The sequence below is a fragment of the Alsobacter sp. P4_H11 genome, assembly GCF_056400925.1.
This window is the reverse complement of sequence record NZ_JBFUKI010000013.1, coordinates 130126-149430: the sequence shown is the minus strand read 5'-3', so window position 1 is coordinate 149430 and position 19305 is coordinate 130126. Positions and strand designations below refer to the sequence as shown.

Sequence of the window (19305 nt, the reverse complement as noted above, 5' to 3'; positions counted from 1 at the left end):
CATGTCCGGGCCGCGCCCGAGATCCCCAGGAGAGTTTTCGATGAGCATCGCAGTCGGCGATACCCTGCCCCAGGCCACGTTCCGCGTCATGACCGAGAACGGCCCGGCCGCCAAGACCACCGAGGAGATCTTCTCGGGCCGCAAGGTCGTGCTCTTCGCCGTGCCGGGCGCCTTCACACCTACCTGCCACAAGAACCACCTGCCGGGCTTCATCGAGAAGGCCGACGAGATCCTCGCCAAGGGCGTGGACGCCATCGCGGTGACGGGCGTGAACGATGTGTTCGTGATGGACGCCTGGGCCAAGTCCACCGGCGGCTCCGGCAAGATCGAGTTCCTGTCCGACGGCAACGGCGACTTCGCCAAGGCCCTCGGCCTCGCCCTCGACGGCACGGGCTTTGGCCTCGGCACTCGCTCGCAGCGCTACTCCATGATCGTCGACGACGGCATCGTGCGCGCCGTCAACGTCGAGGACTCGCCCTCCAAGGCGGACGTCTCGGGCGCCGAGAACCTGCTGAAGCAGCTCTGAGCTGAGTGTCCGGCCCAACTCTCTCCCGCGGGGCGGGAGAGAGTTGTACGCACGACAACTAGGCCACAGCGCGGAACACGATAGCTTTAGCGCTGCGACGATCGCTCAATCCACACTCGCCGGCCACGACAGCACGGGACGGAGTTTCGCATTACGGGCTTCGAGAAAGTGGGCTCATAAAAACCTTCGGAGCATGCGTGACTGTGTCTGCTGAGCCGAACGTGGAACTGCCAATCTGAAATTTGTTCACAGATTTTGATACATGCTAGCTTTAAAGTTGTTCTTTTTAAATATTTCAGTGTTATCATATGGTAGTCAATTGTGAGGACCTAGTTTTGCTGGAAACTGTTCATAGCCAAGTTGCCAAATTTGGGGCCGTTGCAGCGATGATGTTGTTAACCGCATGCGAGACGGTGAAAGAGCCGCCGCCGCCACTAACGCCCTGCGAGGCAGGCGCTCGGTTGCTATCCAATAGGTACGCGACGCTTGCACAGCAAATGGCAGTGCTGGAGATAATGCGTAATCGTGGATGCCTCGGACAGCGTCAGACGACGAGCATTGACCTTAATATTAGAACCCAGCCCTAAGTTTGCACTGGCAGATTGTAAACGAACGAGCCGGAGGCGAAGCAATCCAGTCTAGCTGCCCCGCCTCTAGACTGGATTGCTTCGCTGTCGCTCGCAATGACGGGAGGGCGGCCCCGCCGTCGCAAGTCCTTGCTCCCGCTATGGGCCGTCATCCCCGGCGACCTGCGCAGCAGGTCGGGAAGGGGATCCAGAGCAAAGGCGCGGCTGCCCTGGATCCCCTTCCCGGCGCTTCGCGCCGCCGGGGATGACGGAAAGAGTTGAGCGTAATGCGATTGAACCGATGACGGCCCCGGCCGGCACGGCCTCAGCCGCCTGCCGCGCCGCGTTTCTTCGGCAAAAACGGCGCCATGCCCTCGCGCGCCAAGCCGTCGACCATCTCGTTCTCGGTGTGGCCGGCGTGGCCCTTCACCCAGTGGAACTGCACGGTGTGCTTGCCCCGCGCGGCGTCGAGTTGTTGCCAGAGCTCGGCGTTTTTCACGGGCTTCTTGTCGGCGGTTTTCCAGCCGTTGCGCTTCCAGCCGTGGATCCAGGTGGTGACGCCCTGGCGGACATATTGGCTGTCGGTCCAGAGGTCGACCACGCAGGGGCGCTTCAGGGCTTCCAGCGCCATGATGGCGGCCATCAGCTCCATGCGGTTGTTGGTGGTGAGCGGCTCGCCGCCCTTCATCACCTTCTTCTTGTCGCCCGCGACCAGCAGTGCGCCCCAGCCGCCGGGGCCGGGGTTTCCGCTGCAGGCGCCGTCCGTGTAGATGGTGACGCGGTCCGGGGTGGCGGCGGCGTCCGTCATGGCGTGCGCCCGTAGTCGGTCGCGCAGGCGGCGCGCTCGTGGAAGCGGAGCTTGCGGTAGTATTCCAGCGGGTCCTTGGGGCGCACCAGCGCGCCGGGCGGCACGTTGAGCCAGTCCACCAGCCGGGTGAGCATGAAGCGCAGCGCGGCGCCGCGGCAGAGCGTCGGCAGCGCCTCGACCTCGGCGGGCTCCAGGCGGCGGATGCGCTCGTAGCCGGTGATCATCGCGCGGCCCTTGGTCATGTTGTAGGAGCCGTCATTCTCGAAACACCAGGCGTTGAGGCCGATCGCGAGGTCGTAGGCCAGCGCGTCCGTGCAGGCGAAGTAGAAGTCGATCAGGCCGGACAGCTGCGGGCCGAGAAAGAACACGTTGTCGGGAAAGAGATCCGCGTGGATCACGCCCTCCGGCAGGCCAGTGGGCCAATCGCGCTCAAGCGCGGCCAGCGCGGCGGCGGTGTGCTCGCGCAGGCCAGGGGTCACCGTGTCGGCGCGCGCCTCGGCGGCCTCGAACAACGGCCGCCAGCCGCCCACCGAGAGCGCATTGGCGCGGCGCATGGGGAAGTCGGCGCCTGCGAGATGCAGGCGGGCCAGCGCCTCGCCCACCGCCATGCAGTGGCCGACGCCGGGGCGGCGCACGCCCATGCCGTCCAGGAAGGTGACGATGCAGGCGGGGCGGCCGGCGAGCCGGCCCAGCGCCTCGCCGTCACGATTGCGCACCGGCACCGGGCAATTGAGGCCGCCCGCCGCCAGGTGCTGCATCAGGCCGACGAAAAAGGGCAGGTCCTCCTCGCGCACGCGCTTCTCGTAGAGCGTGAGGATGTAGAAGCCCTTCTGCGTGTGCAGCAGGTAGTTGGAGTTCTCGACGCCCTCGGCGATGCCCTTGGCGGCCAGGAGGCCGCCGATGTCGTACTTCGCCACGAAGGCCGAGAGTTCCTCGTCCGAGACGTCGGTGTAGACCGCCACCAGCCTACTCCGCGGCTGCGCCGCGCAACTCGCGCGGCAGGGGAAAGAACACGCTCTCGTCGGCCGTCGAGACGGTCTCGACCGTGACGTCGTAGCGCTCCGCGAAGGCGTCGATGATCTCCTCCACCAGCACCTCGGGGGCGGAGGCGCCAGCCGTGACGCCCAGCGCGCCGATGGCGCCGAAGAGTGTCCAGTCGATGTCCTCGGCGCGCAGCACGAGGCGCGACACCGGGCAGCCGGCCCGCTCGGCGACTTCCTTGAGGCGCTGCGAGTTGGAGGAGTTGGGCGAGCCGACCACCAGCATGGCGTCGACCTTGGGGGCCACCACCTTCACGGCTTCCTGCCGGTTCGTGGTCGCGTAGCAGATGTCTTCCTTGTGGGGTGCGACAATGGCCGGGAAGCGGGCGCGCAGCGCGTCCACGATCTCGCGGGTGTCGTCCACCGACAGCGTGGTCTGCGTCACATAGGCGAGCGTCTGCGGGTCGGGCGGCGCCAGGCTGGCGACGTCCGCGACGGTTTCCACCAGCAGCACCGCGCCGGGCGGCAACTGCCCCATGGTGCCGACCACCTCGGGGTGGCCCGAATGGCCGACCAGCACCACGGTGCGGCCGCGCTTCCAGTGCACCTCGGCCTCGCGGTGCACCTTGGTGACCAGCGGGCAGGTGGCGTCCACGGCGAAGAAGCGGCGCTCGGCGGCCTCGGCCGGCACCGCCTTGGCGACGCCGTGGGCGGAGAAGATCACGGGCGCGGTCGTCTCGGGAATTTCGGAGAGCTCGTCCACGAACACCGCGCCTTTGCGGCGCAGGCCCTCCACCACATATTTGTTGTGCACGATCTCGTGGCGCACATAGACGGGCGGGCCATAGAGCCGCAGCGCCTGCTCCACCGCGTCGATGGCCCGCACCACGCCGGCGCAGAAGCCGCGCGGGGCGCAGAGCAGCACCGTGAGGGGCGGCTTGGGGGACAGGCTGGTCAGGGGCGGGGTGTCGGCGGCCATGGGGCTCTTGTGGGGGCGAGGCGGGGCGAGGTCAAGGCGGGACGCTAGCGCGCGCGCCAGCGCCGGGCGGCTGCGTCGAGCGCCAGCGCCAAGAGGCCGGCCGCGAGGCCCCAGAAGGCCGAGCCGATGCTGAACGCCGCGTAGCCGGAGGCCGTCACCACCAGGGTCAGCACGGCCGCGAAGCGGCGCTGCTCGTCGCCCAGCGCGGCCGCGAGCGCGCCCATCAGCGGACCCAGCAAGGCGAGGCCCGCGACGGTCTTCACGAGATCGCCCGGCAGGGCCGCGAAGATCGCCACCAGCGAGGCACCGAAGGCCGCGAAGACGAGGTAGGTCGCGCCGTAGAACGGCCCCGTCATCCAGCGCTTGTCGGGATCGGGATGCGCGTCCGGGCCGGTGCAGAGCGCGGCCGTGATGGCGGCGAGGTTGCTGGTGTGCGCGCCGAGCGACGCGGTCAGCACCGAGGCGAGGCCGGTGACGCCCAGGATGGAGCGGGCCGGCGCGGCGTAGCCGGCGGCCTTCAGCACCGCGAAGCCCGGCAAGTTCTGCGACGCCATGGTGACGATGAAGAGCGGCAGGCCGAGCCCGACCAGCACGGCGGGCTCGAAGCTGGGCGCGATCCAGGTCACGCTGGTGAAGCCGAGCCCGGCCGGCATCGGCCCGGTGAGGCCGAGCACGTAGCTCAGCGCTCCGCCCGCCGCCAGCACGGCCAGCACCGCCCAGGAGGGGTTCACCAGCCGGGCGACCAGGAACAGCCCGACCAGCGGCCACACCAGCGCGGGCGCGTGGCCGGCGCTCTCGAACACGGCGAGCACGAAGCGGATCAGCACGCCGGCCAGCATGGCGGCCGCCACCGCGGTGGGGATGCGGCCTATGAGATCGCCCAGCGGCCGGAACGCCGACGTGAGCAGGATCAACCCGCCCGCCAGCAGGAAAGCCCCCACGGCCGCGTTCATGCCGACCGGAACCGTGGAGGCCGCGATCAGCGCCGCGCCGGGCGTCGACCAGGCGGTGATGATCGGGATGCGGTGGCGGATGCTCAGAAACGCGCTGGTCGCCGCCATGGCGAGGCATAGCCCCGTCACCCAGGACGACGTCTGCGCGGCGTCCGCGCCCGCCGCCCGGGCGGCCTGCACGACGATCGCGAGCGTGCCGCCAAAGCCCACCAGAGCCGCCACGACGGCCGAGATCACGACGGAAGGGCGCATCTCAGGCGGTCAGAAACGGCAGCAGCGCCGCGAGAGCGCCCTGCGGGTTCTCCTCGGCTAGGAAGTGCCCGGCGTCCACGGCCTCGCCCACGGCCTTCGGCGCGAAGGTCTCGCGCCAGGCGTCCAGCGGGCTCGCGCCGGCGGCCGGGATGCCTGCGGCCCCCCAGATCACCGCGACCGGGCAATCGATGGTCTTGCCCGCCGCCCTGTCCTCGCGGTCCTGCGCGAGATCGGTGGTGGCGCCGGCGCGGTAGTCCTCGCAGCAGGCGTGGATGCGGTCGGGATTGTTGAAGAAGGCCCGGTAATTCGCCAGTGCGCGCGGGTCGAAGCCGTCCAGCGACTTGGATTTGGTCCAGCTCGCCAGCGTGTGGTCGAGCCAATGGATCGGATCGCCGCCGATCGCCTTTTCGGGCACCGGCTCGGGCTGGGCCAGGAAGGTCCAATGGTACACCTGCATGGCGCTCTTGGCGTCCATGCGGTCCCACATCAGCAGCGTCGGGATGATGTCGAGCAGCGCCAGCCGCTCAACCCGGCCCGGATGGTCCAGCGCCAGCCGGTAGCCGACGCGCGCGCCGCGGTCGTGCCCCACGGCGGCGAAGCGCACATGGCCGAGCTCCTGCATCACCGCCACCACGTCGCCCGCCATGGCGCGCTTGGAGTAGACGTCCCGCCCGCCATCGCCCCGCGGCGCGGTGGACCAGCCATAGCCGCGCAGGTCCATCGCCACCACGGTGAAGCGCTTGGCCAGCTCCGGCGCGATGCGATGCCACATCACATGCGTCTCCGGGAACCCATGGATCAGCGCCAGCGGCGGCCCCTCGCCACCCACCCGGGCGAAGATCTTGCCCGCCTCCGTGTTGATCCACTTGGAGGCGAAGCCGGGGAAGAGATCGGCGAGATCGGACATTGGGGGCCTCCGGTGGACCGCGAGCCTCCGGCTCGCTTCGGACGACGGAAAGGATGCGAGCCAGGAGGCTCGCGGTCCAGCGCCTACACGGCGCGCCAGCCGATATCGGTGCGGTTGAAGCCGCCGGGCCAGTCGATCCGGGCGACGCCCTCATAGGCGCGGGCCTTCGCCTCCGCCACCGTGGCGCCCAGCGCCGTGACGGCGAGCACGCGCCCGCCGGCGGCGACCAGCGAACCGTCCGGCTGCGCCTTCGTGCCGGCGTGAAACACGCGCACGCCCTCCAGCGCTTCGGCGGCCTCGATCCCACGGATCGGCGTGCCGGTCTCGGGCTTGGCTGGATAGCCCTTCGCGGCCATCACGACGGTCAGCGCCGCGTCCTTGCTCCAGCCGACGCTCACGTCGCCCAGGCGCCCCTCCGCGGTGGCGAGCAGCAGCTCCACGAGGTCGCCCTCGAGGCGCGGCATCAGCACCTCGCATTCGGGGTCGCCGAAGCGGCAGTTGTATTCGATCAGCTTCGGCCCCTCGGCGGTGATCATCAGCCCGGCGAACAGCACGCCGCGAAACGGCGCGCCGCGGCGCTTCATGGTCGCCACCGTGGGCTCGATGATCTCGGCCATCACGCGCGCCGCCACGGCGTCCGTCACCACGGGCGCGGGCGAATAGGCGCCCATGCCGCCCGTGTTGGGGCCCGTGTCGCCGTCGCCGACGCGCTTGTGGTCCTGCGCAGAGGCCAGCGCCAGCGCGCGCTCGCCGTCCACCAGGGCGAAGAAGCTCGCCTCCTCGCCCACCATGCATTCCTCGATCACGACCTCCTCGCCGGCGGCCCCGAGGCCACCCGAGAACATCATGTCGATCGCGCCCTCGGCCTCCGCGACGGTGGCGGCCACCACCACGCCCTTGCCGGCCGCCAGCCCGTCCGCCTTCACGACGATGGGCGCGCCCTGGGCGCGGATGTAGTCCTTGGCGGGCCCCGGCTGGGTGAAGCGCGCGAAGGTGGCCGTCGGCACCCCGGCCTCGCGGCACATCTCCTTGGTGTAGCTCTTGGAGCCTTCGAGCTGCGCGGCCACGCGCTCCGGCCCGAAAGCCGTGATCCCGGCCGCCTTGAGGTCGTCCACGATCCCGGCCACCAGCGGCGCCTCGGGCCCCACCACCACGAAGCCGACGCCCATCAGCCGGCAGAAATCCACCACGGCCTTGTGGTCAGCGACGTCCACCACAACGTTCTCGCCGCATTGCGCCGTGCCGGGGTTGCCGGGCGCGATGAACAGTTTCTCGCAACGGGGGCTCTGGGCCAGCTTCCACGCCAGCGCATGCTCGCGACCGCCGGAGCCGATGAGCAGGATTTTCATGAGGGCCTCCGCCGGGTTGGATCGTGCCGATGCTTTAGAGCAAGCCGCCCGGGAGGGGAAAGAGCGCAAAAGCAATGAGAGGCCAATAAGCGCAAGTTCCCCGCCGTCATCCCCGGCGGCGCGCAGCGCCGGGAAGGGGGATCCAGGCGACTGGGCGCCATCGACGGCGGTGGCCCTGGATCCCCTTCCCCTCCGCGGCTGTGCCGCTCCGGCCGGGGATGACGGAGAGAGTTGCGGCTTTTCTTTCGCCCCGGAACGGGGAGGCGGCAGCCGAGCTGAGGGAGGTCGAATCAGGGGACCGGCCGGGCCGTCCCCCATTCCGCAACCGGCGACTCTCTCCCGCGCAGCGGGGGAGATGTCGGCGTTAGCCGACAGAGGGGGCGCTGGGGGCGCACTCAGAATGCGACCAATGCGGCGCGGCGCCGCCCCCTCCCTGCCCTCCCCCGCTACGCGGGAGAGGGGGCGCATCGCGGCGCGGGGCCGCCGCCCCCTTCTCCCCCCGGGAGAAGGTGTCTGCGCAGCTGACGGATGAGGGCCTAAAAGCCAGCCGATAAGCACTGGCGAGGAGCAGCAATCCCCGCCGCTAGTCCCTCATCCGGCCCTTCGGGCCACCTTCTCCCGGGGGGGAAGGACCGCGGCTGCGCCCGCACTGCCCCCACCCTACCCGCCCGCTGATTCGCCCCTTATGCTCCCGCGCATGAGCGAACCCGTCTCCAATGTCCCCGAATGGTCCGTCAGCGAGCTCTCCGGCGCCCTCAGGCGCACGCTGGAGGATGCCTATGGCCATGTCCGCGTGCGGGCCGAGCTCGGCAAGGTCACGGTGCATGGGAGCGGCCATGTCTATCTCGACCTCAAGGACGACAAGTCCTGCCTCGCGGGCGTGATCTGGCGCGGCGCGGCGGGCAAGATGCGGTTCAGGCCCGAGATGGGCATGGAGGTGATCGCCACCGGCAAGATCACGACCTTTCCGGGCCAGTCCAAGTACCAGCTCATCATCGACACGCTGGAGCCCGCCGGTGTCGGCGCGCTGCTGGCGCAGATCGAGGAGCGCAAGAAGCGGCTCGCCGCCGAGGGGCTGTTCGACGAGGCGCGCAAGCAGCTGCTGCCCTATCTGCCGGGCGTGATCGGCGTCGTCACGTCGCCCACCGGCGCGGTGATCCGCGACATCCTGCATCGCTTGGCGGACCGCTTTCCGCGCCACGTGGTGGTGTGGCCCGTGCGCGTGCAGGGCGAGACCAGCGCGGCCGAGGTCACGGCAGCCATCCGGGGCTTCAACGCCTTGCCGGAGGGCGGCCCGATCGCGCGGCCGGACCTGCTGATCGTGGCGCGCGGCGGCGGCTCCATCGAGGATCTCTGGGGCTTCAACGACGAAGCCGTGGTGCGCGCCGCCGCCGACAGCATGATCCCGCTGATCTCGGCCGTGGGCCACGAGACCGACTGGACGCTGATCGACTACGCGTCGGACCGGCGCGCGCCGACGCCGACCGGCGCGGCCGAAATGGCGGTTCCGGTTCGCGCCGAGCTCATGGCCAATGTCGGCGATCTCGGCCGTCGCGTGCTGGCCGCGCTGCTGCGCCATCTCGACCGGCGAAAGGCGGATTTGCGCTCCGCGTCCCGCGCTCTGCCCGGCCCCGAGGACCTGCTGGCCCTCCCCCGCCAGCGGCTCGACCTCGCCGGCGGCAAGCTCGCGCATGCGCTCGCCGCCAACGCCCGCCGGCACGAGGCGCGGCTGTCTGACGCCGCCCGGCGGCTGGCCGGCCTCTCGCCGCAAGCCCGCCTCGCCGGCATGCGGGCCAAGCTGGACGGGCTGGAGAAGCGCCTCGCGGCCGCCCGCGACGCCAACCTCCGCGCCGAAAAGCAACGCCTGGCGCAGCGGCTGGAGCGCATCGCCGCCCTGGGCCAACGCGCCGACCGCGCCCTGCTGGTGCTCGTCGCCCGCCGCCGCGAGCGGCTGGAGCGCCTTGACGGCCGGCCCGGCCGCGCCGTGGCGGCCACCGTGGAGCGCCGCCGCGAAACCCTCGGGCGCGTCGTGCAGCTCCTCGACAGCTACGACTACAAACAGGTCCTGCGCCGCGGCTACGCGCTGGTGCACGGCCCGGACGGTCTGGTCCACGAAGCCGCCCACCTTGCAGGCGGAACCGCCGTAGAGCTCGAATTCGCCGATGGCCGAATCAAGGCCGTCACGGGCGACAACCCGCGCCCCCGCGCCGCCAAGCCCAAGACGCCCGAACCCGCCGGCCAAGGCAGCCTGTTCGGCGGTTAGAGGGCGCTAATCCTTCAAGGGTTGATGGGCTCCCCACCTTCTCACCACCGCCTCGCTGTCATTGCGAGCGCAGCGAAGCAATCCAGACCTAAAGGCCAGGCTTTTAGACTGGATTGCTTCGCCTCCGGCTCGCAATGACGGCAGGGAACGGCAGGCAGGGCAGTCTTCTCGGCGGTTGATCGCAGTCCAGTGAGCTGGCCAAAACAACAATCCCCTCATCCTGAGGAGCATCGCCCCTTGGCGATGCGTCTCGAAGGACGAGGGACTCCCGCAAGCTCAATCTCGGTGCGCTCTGGATCTCCCTCGTCCTTCGAGACGCAGCCTTCCTGCGGGGAAGGCGCGCGCCGAGCTAAGCTCACGCCTGCGAGGTCATCTCGCGATTGCGGTGAACCACCGGGCGGTCGGGGAGGCAGGTGGTTTTGCGGCGCTGGAGGAAGCGCGGGCGGCGGTTGCGCAGCAGGGCGGTGCGGCGGCGGTAGCGGAAGAGGCCCATCGCGACGGGGCCGCAATGTTCGTAGGGCTGCAGCACCGAGCCGTCCTGGCGCTGCACCATCAGGGGCAGGCCGAGATCCAGCGCGGTGCGGCGCCACAGCGCCACCACGGCGGCGTCGTCCTGCGCCGAATAGAGGATCTGCATCGGCCTGCCGTCAGCGTAGCAGAGGTGGATGTCGTAGAAATCGCCCGGCACGTCGCTTTGCGCCAGCAGCACGCCCGAGGCGTCCCGCGCGACCGTGCGGCTGCGCGCCGCCGGGCCGTTGAGCGGCGCCATGCCGGCGAGCGGACCCTTGACGAGGCAGCGCACCGGGCGTGTTTCGTCGGGGCCTGTCCCTGCGAGCCGCACGCGGCGGCCCGCAGGGCTGGCCTGCTCCTGCATCCATGTCATCGACGTCTCCCAAGACGCTGGCGGCCCATTGTTTTTCGGGTCCGACCACTTGCCGACGATCATGCTCCCCAGCGTCTCGGAATCGCTTAAAAGGGGTGGTTAACGGGGTTCTGCGAGCCGGTTAACGGCCGTTTTCCCTACCGGTCCCTTGCAGCGTGGCCTGAGCTTGCCGCATTGCAGCATCGGGGCTAGAAGACAGCGCTCCCCCGAACTGGAAACCAGCATGGCCCCCAAGCCGAGCCACATCCCGGAAGGCGCGCTCGAAGCCGCCCGCGCGGCCGCGATCGAGGGCGGGAAACTCGCCCTTTCGTTTTTCCGCCACGGCGCCAAGACGTCGGCCGACGTCAGCTACAAGGACGGCGGCTCGCCCGTCACGGAGGCCGACCTCGCGGTCGACCGCTTCCTGAAGGAGCGCCTGATGGATCTCGCGCCCCATTTCGGCTGGCTGTCGGAGGAGACCGCCGACGATCCGTCGCGCCTCGAGCGCCGGCATGTCTGGGTGGTGGACCCCATCGACGGCACTCGTTCCTTCGCGCGCGGCGACACGGACTGGACGATCGCGCTCGGCCTCGTCGAGGACGGGATCGCGGTGGCGGGCTTTGTGTACGCCCCTGTGCAGGACGTGATGTACGAGGCGCTGCCCGGCGGGCCGGCGCTGCGCAACGGCGCGCCGATCCGGGCCTCCGGCCACGGCGCGATCGCGCAGGCCCGCATCGCCGGGCCGGGGCCGATCCTGGACGCCATGGAGGCAGCGCGGACGCCGTTCCGGCGCATGCCGCGGATCCATTCGCTGGCCTACCGGCTCGTGCACGTCGCCGACGGCTCGGTGGACGGCGCACTGGCGAGCGGCAGGGCGCATGACTGGGACCTGGCGGCCGCGCACGCGATCGTCACCGCCGCCGGGGCCGTGATCGAGACGCCGTCCGGCGCCACGCCGACCTATAATCGCGCCAGCACCATGCACGAGCCCATCGCGGTCGCGGGCGCGGCGCTCGCGGGCGATCTCGCGCGGCTCCTGTCGGGCGGCCCCATCGCCAAGGCGGCCGGCCACAAGGACGCCATCGCGGGGCTTTGAGCACCGTCTGGAAACCGTTTGGCGGGCAAAGATGATGCTCTAGAAACGAGAGCGGTCGGTCTGGGAGCATCAGCTCGACGGCGCTCGCCGCCCCGTGCGACCGACAACCAGTCCGACACCCCGTTCCCTGCAGCGCAACCAGCGTCGAGGACCCGACCGATGACCGATACGCCCGCCAAGCAACTGCCGCATCTCGTGTTCGGCGGCGAACTCGTGACCCTGGACGGAACCGAGTTCCGGGATCTTACCAAGCTCGACATCGTGGGCGTTTTCCCGAACTATGCGTCGGCGCACGCGGCCTGGAAGGCCAAGGCCCAATCCACGGTCGACAATGCCCACATGCGCTACTTCATCGTGCACCTGCACCGGTTGCTCGATCCGTCGGAGACGGCTGCGGCGCGCTGAGGCGGGCCGGCGCCAGACACGCCCATGTTGAAGTCGATCGGACGATCGCCGGCCGTGCAGGGCGCCATCGGGCGCATGCTCGCCGGCTATCTGCGCCTCGTGAAGCGCACGAACCGGTTCACCGTGGACCCGCCGGACCTGTACGGCCGGCTCGACGCCGAGGCGCCCTACATCTGCGCGCTCTGGCATGGGCAGCATTTCATGATCCCGCTCGGCAAGCGGCCGCAGGACCGCTACGCGGTGCTGATCTCGCGCCACGGCGACGGCGGCATCAACGCGGCCGCGTGCGAGAGCTTCGGCATCCGGCCGATCAGGGCTTCCGGCGGCAATCCCTCCAAGATGCACAAGCGCGGCGGCGTCTACGGCCTGCGCGAGATGCTGCGGGCGCTGGCGGGCGGCGACAGCGTCACGCTCACGGCCGACGTCCCCAAGACGGCCCGCGTGGCCGGGCTCGGCGTCGTCACGCTGGCGCGCATGTCGGGCCGGCCCATCATCCCGGCCGCCGTTGTCACCAGCCGCCGCCTCACCCTCGCCAACTGGGATCGGACTTCGATTGGGTTGCCGTTCGGGCGCGGGGTGGTGGCCGTGGGCGAGCCCATCCGGGTGGCCGCGGACGCGGATGCGGCGGCGCTGGAGGCCGCGCGGGCGCGGCTGCAGCGCGCGCTCGACGACTTGCACGCCCGCGCCTACGCGCTGGTGGGCGGACACGACCCCGGGGCCGCGCTGCGCCCGCAGGAGCACGCCGCGTGAGCACGCCCCTGAGCCTGCGCGCCTACATGGCCGGCACGCGCCTGCTGGGCCCGTTCACGCGCCTGCTGCTGCAGGCCCGCGCCCGCCGGGGCAAGGAGGAGCGCACCCGCGTGGGCGAGCGCCGGGGCGAGCCCTCCCTCGCGCGCCCGCGCGGGCGCGTCGCCTGGCTGCACGGCGCGAGCGTGGGCGAGACGCTCTCGCTCCTGCCCGTGGTGGAGCGCCTGACGCAGCGCGGGCTCGCCGTGCTGGTGACCTCGGGCACGGTCACGTCCGCGCGCCTGCTGGAGCGCCGCCTGCCCGCCGGCGCCTTCCACCAGTTCGCGCCCCTGGACGTGCCCGCCTACGTCCGCCGCTTCCTCGACCACTGGCAGCCCGACCTGGTGCTGATCGCGGAGTCGGAGATCTGGCCCAACATGCTGGTGGACGTGGACCGCCGCGGCATTCCGCTGGTGCTCGTGAACGCCCGCATGTCGGAGCGCAGCTTCCGGCGCTGGCAGCGCATGGGCGGGATGATCGAGGCCGTGCTGGGGCGCTTCGACCTGTGCCTGGCGCAGTCGCCCGGCGACGCCGACAGGCTCGCGCGGCTGGGCGCGCCGCGCGTCGGCGTGGTCGGCAACCTGAAATTCGACGTGCCGCCGCCCCCCGCCGATCCGCTGCGGGTGTCGGCCCTGAGCGGGCTGATCGCGGGCCGGCCGTGCTGGATCGCGGCCTCCACGCATCCGGGCGAGGACGAGATCGTCGCGGCCGTGCACCGCGCCATCGCGCCGCATTTTCCCGGCCTCCTCACCATCATCGCGCCCCGCCATCCGCAGCGCGGCGACGAGATCGCGGCCGTGGCGGGGGATTTCGAGCTGCGCGCCGCCCAGCGCTCCAGGGGGCTGGAGCCCGACAGCAGCGTCGACCTCTACATCGCCGATACCATGGGCGAGCTCGGGCTATTCTACCGCGTGGCCCCGGTGGTGTTCGTCGGCAAGTCGCTGGTGGGCGACGGCGGCCAGAACCCGATCGAGCCGGCCAAGCTCGGCGCCGCCATCCTGCACGGCCCGCACGTGCAGAACTTCGCGGACGTCTATGCGGCGCTGGACCGCGACGGCGGCGCGCTGGCGGTTCCGGACGCGCAGCAGCTCGCCAACACGCTGATGCGCCTGCTCGGCGACGGCATGCGGATGCGCAAGATGGCGCGCGCCGCCTCCGCCACGGTGGATTCGTTCGGCGGCGGCGTGGACCGCACCATGGCGGCGGTGGAGCCCTACCTCATGCAGATGCACCTGGAGGAGCGCTGATGCGCGCTCCCGCCTTCTGGCGGGACCGGGGGCCGGCCGCGCGCCTGCTCGCCCCGCTCGGGTGGATATACGGCGCGGCGACCGTGGCCCGGATGAAGCGCCCCGGCGAACGCGTCGGCGTTCCGGTGGTTTGCGTCGGCAATTTCACGGCCGGCGGCGCCGGCAAGACCCCGACCGCGCTCGCGGCGGCGGACCGCCTCGCGGCTCTCGGCCGGAGCCCCGCCTTTCTGTCGCGCGGCTATGGCGGCAAGGTGCGCGAGCCGACCCGGGTCGACCTCGCCCGGCACCGTCACGATTTCACCGGCGACGAGCCGTTGCTGCTGGCGCGCCGCTCCCCCACGGTGGTGTCGCCGGACCGCGTCGCCGGCGCCCGGCTCGCCGCGGCGCTGGGCGACGTCGTGATCATGGACGACGGGCTGCAGAACCCCTCGCTCGCCAAGGACCTCCGGATCGCCGTGGTGGACGGCGCGGCGGGGGTCGGCAACGGGTTGTGCCTGCCGGCCGGGCCGTTGCGGGCGCCGCTCGCCGCGCAGCTGGGCCAGGTGGACGCCGTGCTGGTGATCGGGCCGGGCGCGCCCGGCGAGGCCGTCGCGGCCGAGGCCGCGGCGCGCGACGTGCCCGTGCTGTTTGCCGATCTCGCGCCCGATCCGCGGGCGGTCGCGGCCCTGAAGCGCAAGAAGGTGCTCGCCTTCGCGGGCATCGGCCGGCCGGAGAAGATGTTCGCGACGTTGCGCGACGCCGGCGTGCGGGTGGTGGAGGAACAGCCGTTTCCCGATCACCACGCCTTCACGCGCGGCGAAGTGGCGCGGCTGCTCTCACGGGCGCGCCGCAAGGACTTTCTGGTCGTGACCACCGCCAAGGACGAGGTGCGCCTCGCGGGCCTGCTCGCGCCCGGCGAGGAACGCGAGATCCACGTCCTGCCGGTGACGCTTCGGTTTCGCGATCCCGCGGCGGCCGACCGGCTGTTCGCCACGGCCCTGGAGCGCTGGGCGCTCAGCTCTTCCGGGTGACGCCGAGCCGCTCCAGCGCGGCCTCGCGGGTGGCGTAGGCCTCCTGCAGGTCGACATCCCAGTAGCGGAGCTCGTCCACGGGGATCTGCTGGCGCGTGACGGCGCAGCGCACGAAGGCGCCCGGCTTCACGACGCGGAAGTCCCCGTCGAGATATTCCACGACCGCCTCGCCCTGCACGGGCCCACGGCGTTCGAAACGGTTCAGCACAGGCATCACTCCTGCTCGATCTTGCGGACGCCGCCGGGACCGGCGATGCTGGCGTCAAGGGTCCGCGCTGTGTACCGCAGCGCGAGGTCCCATCCAAGCCTCCCGTCCGAAACCCGGTGTTCGTTGATGCGTCTCGCCGCCCTGCTCCCGGCGCTGTTGTGGATCACGGCCGCGGCGGCCCACCCGGCGACGGTCCGTGCGGCGGCGCCGGAGCGCATCCGCCTGGCGGGATCTGACGTGGTGCTGGCCGCCGCCCTCTACAAGCCCGCCGGCCTGGGGCCGTTCCCGGCCGTGGTGGCCCTGCACGGTTGCGGCGGGCTCTTCCTGCGCAACGGCGCTATCGCGCCGCGCGACGCCGACTGGGCCGAGCGGCTTGTCGGCCTCGGCTTCGTGGTGCTGATGCCCGACAGCTACGGCCCGCGCGCGCAGGGGCCGCAGTGCCGCAACCGCGAGCGCGTCGTGCGTCCCAACCACCAGCGGCAAAGCGACGCCCATGCGGCCCGCCGCTGGCTGCAGGCGCAGCCCTACGTGAAGCCGGAGGCCGTCAACATCCTCGGCTGGTCCAACGGCGCCTCGACCACGCTCTACGCCATCCGGGACGCCAAGACGGACCGCGCCGCCATGGGGGACGGCCCGGACTTCGCCCGCGCGGTGGCGTTCTATCCCGGCTGCCGCACGCTGGCGGCGACCGGCCACTACAAGCCGCGCCTGCCGTTGCTGATCCTGGTCGGCGAGGACGACGACTGGACGCCCCCGGACGCCTGCCGCCGCCTGGTCGAACAGGCCAAGGCGGCCGGCCGCAACGCCGCCCTGGTCACCTACCCGGACGCCGTGCACGATTTCGACCACCCCGACCTCGCCGTCGTCACCCGCCGCGGCCTCGCCTACACGGCCTCCGACAGCGGCGAAGCGCGCGCCGGCACCAACCCGGCCGGCCGCGAAGACGCCATCCGGCGCGTCCCGGCGTTTCTGGCGAGGTGACCGGGGGCTTCGGCGTTTTGACGTGAATGGCGGCCTCCCCTCCCGTCATTGCGAGCGCAGCGAAGCAATCCAGTCTAGCGCTGGGCCTTTAGGCTGGATTGCTTCGCCTCCGGCTCGCAATGACGGCGAGGAGAACCGCGCCGCTTCGAGCCGTCGCGACGGTTGACGAGACCTCTCCGCCGTCATCCCCGGCGACCTGCGCAGCAGGTCGGGAAGGGGATCCAGGGGCAAAGGCGCTCACTCCTGGATCCCCTTCCCGGCGCTGCGCGCCGCCGGGGATGACGGAGAGAGTTGAGCGACTTCCGGTTTTCGCGCTTTTCCCCGGCTGCGCATGACCCCGCCGGGCTGCGCCTGGGTGAGTGGCGGGACAGCGGCTGAACCTGGACCGCGAGCCTTCAGGCTCGCAGGCTCTCCATTGTCGCGAAGATGCGAGCCTGGAGGCTCGCGGTCCGGCAGCGTTCTCCGCCGTCGCTCGAGGCGCTCAGAGGGTGCGGAAGGCAGCGTCCAGGGCGAGGCCGGCGAAGAGGAGGAGGCCGGCGTCGCGGTTGGAGCGGAAGAGGCGGAGGGCGACGGCGCCGTCGGCTTTGCGCAGGACGCGGACTTGCCAGAAGAGGTGCATGGCGAAGGCCATGAGGCCCAGATAGGCCCAGACGCCCAGATGGGCGCTGCGGATGGCGGCGGCAGCGAACACGATGGCAAAGAGATAGAGCGCCCCGATGGCCTCGCGCGCATGGGCGCCGAACATGCGGGCCGTGGACTTGATGCCCGCGATGACGTCGTCTTCGAGATCCTGGATGGCGTAGACCGTGTCGTAGCCCATCGTCCACGCGATGGCGGCCGCATACAGAAACACCGCCGGCCAGCCCAGCGCGCCGTAATGCGCGGCCCAGCCCATGAGACCGCCCCACGCGAAGGCGAGGCCCAGCACGGCCTGCGGCCATGAGGTGATGCGCTTCATGAAGGGGTAGATCAGCACGAAAACGAGCGACGCGAAGCCGGTCGCGATCGCGAAGCGGTTGAACTGAAGCAGAACCGCGAGGCCGACGCCGCATTGGGCGAGAAGAAACCACGCCGCCTGCCGGGCCGTGACCTGCCCGGATGGGATGGGTCGGTTGCGGGTGCGCTCAACCTGGCGATCGAGGTCGCGGTCGACGATGTCGTTGTAGGTGGAGCCGGCGCCGCGCATCGCCACGGCGCCGATCCAGAACAGCGCCAGCGTGAGAATGGACGGCGGGCCGGAGCCGTCGGCGCTCGCCGCCGCTGCTGCGGACCACCAGCAGGGCAGCAGCAGCAGCCACCAGCCGATGGGCCGGTCAATGCGGGCGAGACGCAGATAGGGCCGCCACGCGGCCGGCGCGTAGTTGTCGACGAGGTTGCCGCGCGGCGCGTCCGGGAGGACCGGGCCGGCCGCGGACGGGCTGCCTGTCACAGAGCGCCCTGGGGCATCTTGATGGGACCGCCGACCACGTCGTCGCCGCCGCCGAAGAGGCCGGGCGCCTGCGGTCCGCCGCCGCCGCGCTTGGCCTGGGCTTCCATCTTCTTCTGCATGGCGGCCGCCTGGCAGGCGTTGGCCTTGGCCTTGTTCACCTGGGCCGACTGCTGGCTGATCGTCTCGGTGACCTGCGGGGGCACCTGGCACCAGTCCGCGTTGGTCTTCAGCCAGGGCAGCACCTTGGCGCCATTGGCCGCGAGGCTCGTGAACACGCTGCAGGCTTCGGCCGCGGTCGGCTTCTTCTTGGCGAAGTTGGTGGCGCGCTGCAGGAGCGCCCCGCGCTGCTGGAGCAGCGGGCCGATCGACGCGCAATCGGACGCGGCCGCCTGCGCGTGAGCCTGCGAGCCGAACGACGCCAGCGCGGCGCCGCCCATCATCGCGGCGAGCGCGAACCTGACCGCCAACCGCGCACGCACATCCGCCGAGACCATGCTTCGTCCCCTGTTTACCATCGAGGTTCCTTACCAGCATGAGGCGAAGCGGCGCAACGTCCGCGCGCAGCCTCACGCGATTTGCGGTTGGTCCAGCGTTTCTCAACGCTGCGAGCAACCAACATGCCCCTCATCCTGAGGAGCAGCCCCATTTGGGCCTGCGTCTCGAAGGACGAGGGGTCCAGTGCGCTCAATCTCGGTGCGTACTGGAGTCCTTCGTCCTTCGAGACGCATCGCCGAGGGGCGATGCTCCTCAGGATGAGGGGATAGTTGATTTCCAGCCAAAGAGCTTTCGTCCTTTGCCCGGCTCCAATGGCTGCCTAGCGCGAGAAAACGGCTGAAATCCGGACGGCGCGGCTTTATGAGGGGCGCTTCCAGGAGAGCCGCCGTGGCTGCTTATGATTTTCGCGCGCACCGCATTTTCGTCGACGCCGCGCTGGCGGCTGGCCAGACGCTGGCGCTGGAGCGCGATCCCTCGCACTACCTTTTGAACGTGCTGCGCATGCAGGAGGGGGACCGCTTTCTCCTGTTCAACGGCCGCGACGGGGAGTTCCTGGCCCGCATCGACAAGGGCTCCAAGAAGGCCGCGACCGCCGAGATCGCCGAGCAGACGCGGCCGCAGCCTGCGCCGGGCGACCTCCACTACCTGTTCGCGCCGCTGAAGCATGCGCGCCTCGACTACATGCTGCAAAAGGCCGTGGAGATGGGGGCGAGCCGCATCCAGCCGGTGCTCACACGTCACACGCAGGTGTCGCGGGTGAACATCGAGCGCATGCGCGCCAATGTCGTGGAGGCCGCCGAGCAATGCGGCGTGCTGTGCGTGCCGGACGTGGCTGACGAGATCCGGATCGACCGACTGCTGGCCGAATGGGATCCATCACGATTGATGATCTTTTGCGACGAAGACGCGGAGGTCGCTGACCCGCTTTCGGCGCTGAGGGGCGTCGAGCCCGGACCGGCCGCGATCCTGATCGGGCCCGAGGGCGGGTTTTCACCGGAAGAGCGCGCGCAGCTCATGCGCCTGCCGCGGCTTCTGCGGCTGTCGCTGGGCCCACGCATCCTGCGCGCCGACACGGCCGCGGTGGCCGCGCTGGCGCTCGTGCAGGCGACGCTCGGCGACTGGCGCGCATAAAAAAGGGCCCCGCCGTGAAGCGGGGCCCCAGGAGCGGCTGCGGGAGGGGGTCGCGCAGCCGCTAAACGGGGG

The 19305-nt window shown here is 70.8% G+C and carries 19 protein-coding genes; 9 read left to right on the top strand and 10 right to left on the bottom strand.

From position 1 onward, the window contains the following. Positions 1–40: 40 nt before the first annotated feature. Positions 41–526 (top strand): redoxin family protein, encoded by a 486-nt coding sequence (locus AC1DSZ_RS20835; protein ID WP_476840256.1) that lies wholly within the window; start codon positions 41–43, stop codon positions 524–526. Positions 527–1417: 891 nt separating this feature from the next. Here AC1DSZ_RS20835 and rnhA read toward each other — a convergent pair. The 6 genes from rnhA to purD all read right to left on the bottom strand — a co-directional run bounded on the left by rnhA (position 1418) and on the right by purD (position 7320). Beyond that, the gene (rnhA, locus tag AC1DSZ_RS20830; protein WP_476840255.1) at positions 1418–1900 is read right to left on the bottom strand and encodes a ribonuclease HI; all 483 of its coding nucleotides are present in this window, start codon (positions 1898–1900) and stop codon (positions 1418–1420) included. After that, positions 1897–2862, bottom strand: coding sequence for a homoserine kinase (thrB, locus tag AC1DSZ_RS20825; RefSeq protein WP_476840254.1), 966 nt, complete (start codon positions 2860–2862; stop codon positions 1897–1899). Before thrB ends, rnhA begins: the two co-directional genes overlap by 4 nt. A gap of 4 nt (positions 2863–2866) precedes the next feature. Continuing rightward, positions 2867–3859 carry a 4-hydroxy-3-methylbut-2-enyl diphosphate reductase gene (gene ispH, locus AC1DSZ_RS20820; RefSeq protein WP_476840253.1) on the bottom strand — a complete coding sequence of 331 codons (993 nt, stop codon included), beginning with the start codon at positions 3857–3859 and terminating at the stop codon, positions 2867–2869. 44 nt (positions 3860–3903) lie between these two features. After that, positions 3904–5064 carry a benzoate/H(+) symporter BenE family transporter gene (locus AC1DSZ_RS20815; protein WP_476840252.1) on the bottom strand — a complete coding sequence of 387 codons (1161 nt, stop codon included), beginning with the start codon at positions 5062–5064 and terminating at the stop codon, positions 3904–3906. A 1-nt stretch (position 5065) separates the two neighbouring features. After that, the gene (locus AC1DSZ_RS20810; RefSeq protein WP_476840251.1) at positions 5066–5971 is read right to left on the bottom strand and encodes an alpha/beta fold hydrolase; all 906 of its coding nucleotides are present in this window, start codon (positions 5969–5971) and stop codon (positions 5066–5068) included. An 83-nt stretch (positions 5972–6054) separates the two neighbouring features. Next, positions 6055–7320 carry a phosphoribosylamine--glycine ligase gene (gene purD, locus AC1DSZ_RS20805; RefSeq protein WP_476840250.1) on the bottom strand — a complete coding sequence of 422 codons (1266 nt, stop codon included), beginning with the start codon at positions 7318–7320 and terminating at the stop codon, positions 6055–6057. Positions 7321–8017: 697 nt separating this feature from the next. On the opposite strand from purD, the gene xseA reads away from it, so the two are divergent. Further along, positions 8018–9583, top strand: coding sequence for an exodeoxyribonuclease VII large subunit (gene xseA, locus AC1DSZ_RS20800; protein WP_476840249.1), 1566 nt, complete (start codon positions 8018–8020; stop codon positions 9581–9583). A 355-nt stretch (positions 9584–9938) separates the two neighbouring features. On the opposite strand, the gene AC1DSZ_RS20795 is transcribed toward xseA, so the two are convergent. Next, on the bottom strand, positions 9939–10466 hold the full coding sequence (locus AC1DSZ_RS20795) for a DUF6101 family protein (RefSeq protein WP_476840248.1): 528 nt from the start codon (positions 10464–10466) through the stop codon (positions 9939–9941). A gap of 223 nt (positions 10467–10689) precedes the next feature. On the opposite strand from AC1DSZ_RS20795, the gene AC1DSZ_RS20790 reads away from it, so the two are divergent. From AC1DSZ_RS20790 to lpxK, 5 genes are all read left to right on the top strand, one after another. Beyond that, entirely contained in the window at positions 10690–11541 is an 852-nt protein-coding gene (locus tag AC1DSZ_RS20790; protein WP_476840247.1) for a 3'(2'),5'-bisphosphate nucleotidase CysQ, read from the top strand. 159 nt (positions 11542–11700) lie between these two features. Beyond that, on the top strand, positions 11701–11946 hold the full coding sequence (locus AC1DSZ_RS20785; RefSeq protein ID WP_188516536.1) for a DUF4170 domain-containing protein: 246 nt from the start codon (positions 11701–11703) through the stop codon (positions 11944–11946). Positions 11947–11970: 24 nt separating this feature from the next. Next, entirely contained in the window at positions 11971–12696 is a 726-nt protein-coding gene (locus AC1DSZ_RS20780; protein WP_476840246.1) for a lysophospholipid acyltransferase family protein, read from the top strand. Further along, positions 12693–13979 carry a 3-deoxy-D-manno-octulosonic acid transferase gene (locus tag AC1DSZ_RS20775; RefSeq protein ID WP_476840245.1) on the top strand — a complete coding sequence of 429 codons (1287 nt, stop codon included), beginning with the start codon at positions 12693–12695 and terminating at the stop codon, positions 13977–13979. The genes AC1DSZ_RS20780 and AC1DSZ_RS20775 overlap by 4 nt, the downstream gene beginning before the upstream one ends. Continuing rightward, positions 13979–14989: a tetraacyldisaccharide 4'-kinase gene (lpxK, locus tag AC1DSZ_RS20770; RefSeq protein WP_476840244.1), complete on the top strand. Its 1011-nt coding sequence runs from the start codon at positions 13979–13981 to the stop codon at positions 14987–14989. The genes AC1DSZ_RS20775 and lpxK overlap by 1 nt, the downstream gene beginning before the upstream one ends. Here the strand turns inward: lpxK and AC1DSZ_RS20765 are convergent. Then, a complete protein-coding gene (locus AC1DSZ_RS20765) occupies positions 14973–15194 on the bottom strand; it encodes a DUF2093 domain-containing protein (RefSeq protein ID WP_476840316.1) in 222 nt (73 codons plus the stop codon). The two genes, lpxK and AC1DSZ_RS20765, sit on opposite strands and share 17 nt — an antisense overlap. 129 nt (positions 15195–15323) lie before the next feature. Between AC1DSZ_RS20765 and AC1DSZ_RS20760 the strand changes: the two genes are divergently transcribed. After that, positions 15324–16178: a dienelactone hydrolase family protein gene (locus AC1DSZ_RS20760; RefSeq protein ID WP_476840243.1), complete on the top strand. Its 855-nt coding sequence runs from the start codon at positions 15324–15326 to the stop codon at positions 16176–16178. 481 nt (positions 16179–16659) lie between these two features. Here the strand turns inward: AC1DSZ_RS20760 and ubiA are convergent, their stop codons facing one another. Next, positions 16660–17607, bottom strand: a complete 948-nt coding sequence (gene ubiA, locus AC1DSZ_RS20755; protein ID WP_476840242.1) for a 4-hydroxybenzoate octaprenyltransferase — start codon at positions 17605–17607, stop codon at positions 16660–16662. After that, on the bottom strand, positions 17604–18074 hold the full coding sequence (locus AC1DSZ_RS20750; RefSeq protein ID WP_476840241.1) for a hypothetical protein: 471 nt from the start codon (positions 18072–18074) through the stop codon (positions 17604–17606). Before AC1DSZ_RS20750 ends, ubiA begins: the two co-directional genes overlap by 4 nt. A gap of 415 nt (positions 18075–18489) precedes the next feature. On the opposite strand from AC1DSZ_RS20750, the gene AC1DSZ_RS20745 reads away from it, so the two are divergent. After that, on the top strand, positions 18490–19233 hold the full coding sequence (locus tag AC1DSZ_RS20745; RefSeq protein WP_476840240.1) for a 16S rRNA (uracil(1498)-N(3))-methyltransferase: 744 nt from the start codon (positions 18490–18492) through the stop codon (positions 19231–19233). The last annotated feature ends 72 nt before the right edge of the window (positions 19234–19305 follow it).

Coding starts and splice junctions, on each gene's coding strand:
- rnhA (WP_476840255.1), bottom strand. CDS start 1,900: ATGACGGACGCCGCCGCCACCCCGGACCGCGTCACCATCTACACGGAC.
- AC1DSZ_RS20815 (WP_476840252.1), bottom strand. CDS start 5,064: ATGCGCCCTTCCGTCGTGATCTCGGCCGTCGTGGCGGCTCTGGTGGGC.
- AC1DSZ_RS20810 (WP_476840251.1), bottom strand. CDS start 5,971: ATGTCCGATCTCGCCGATCTCTTCCCCGGCTTCGCCTCCAAGTGGATC.
- AC1DSZ_RS20795 (WP_476840248.1), bottom strand. CDS start 10,466: ATGACATGGATGCAGGAGCAGGCCAGCCCTGCGGGCCGCCGCGTGCGG.
- xseA (WP_476840249.1), top strand. CDS start 8,018: ATGAGCGAACCCGTCTCCAATGTCCCCGAATGGTCCGTCAGCGAGCTC.
- ispH (WP_476840253.1), bottom strand. CDS start 3,859: ATGGCCGCCGACACCCCGCCCCTGACCAGCCTGTCCCCCAAGCCGCCC.
- AC1DSZ_RS20785 (WP_188516536.1), top strand. CDS start 11,701: ATGACCGATACGCCCGCCAAGCAACTGCCGCATCTCGTGTTCGGCGGC.
- AC1DSZ_RS20780 (WP_476840246.1), top strand. CDS start 11,971: ATGTTGAAGTCGATCGGACGATCGCCGGCCGTGCAGGGCGCCATCGGG.
- AC1DSZ_RS20835 (WP_476840256.1), top strand. CDS start 41: ATGAGCATCGCAGTCGGCGATACCCTGCCCCAGGCCACGTTCCGCGTC.
- AC1DSZ_RS20790 (WP_476840247.1), top strand. CDS start 10,690: ATGGCCCCCAAGCCGAGCCACATCCCGGAAGGCGCGCTCGAAGCCGCC.
- lpxK (WP_476840244.1), top strand. CDS start 13,979: ATGCGCGCTCCCGCCTTCTGGCGGGACCGGGGGCCGGCCGCGCGCCTG.
- AC1DSZ_RS20760 (WP_476840243.1), top strand. CDS start 15,324: ATGCGTCTCGCCGCCCTGCTCCCGGCGCTGTTGTGGATCACGGCCGCG.
- purD (WP_476840250.1), bottom strand. CDS start 7,320: ATGAAAATCCTGCTCATCGGCTCCGGCGGTCGCGAGCATGCGCTGGCG.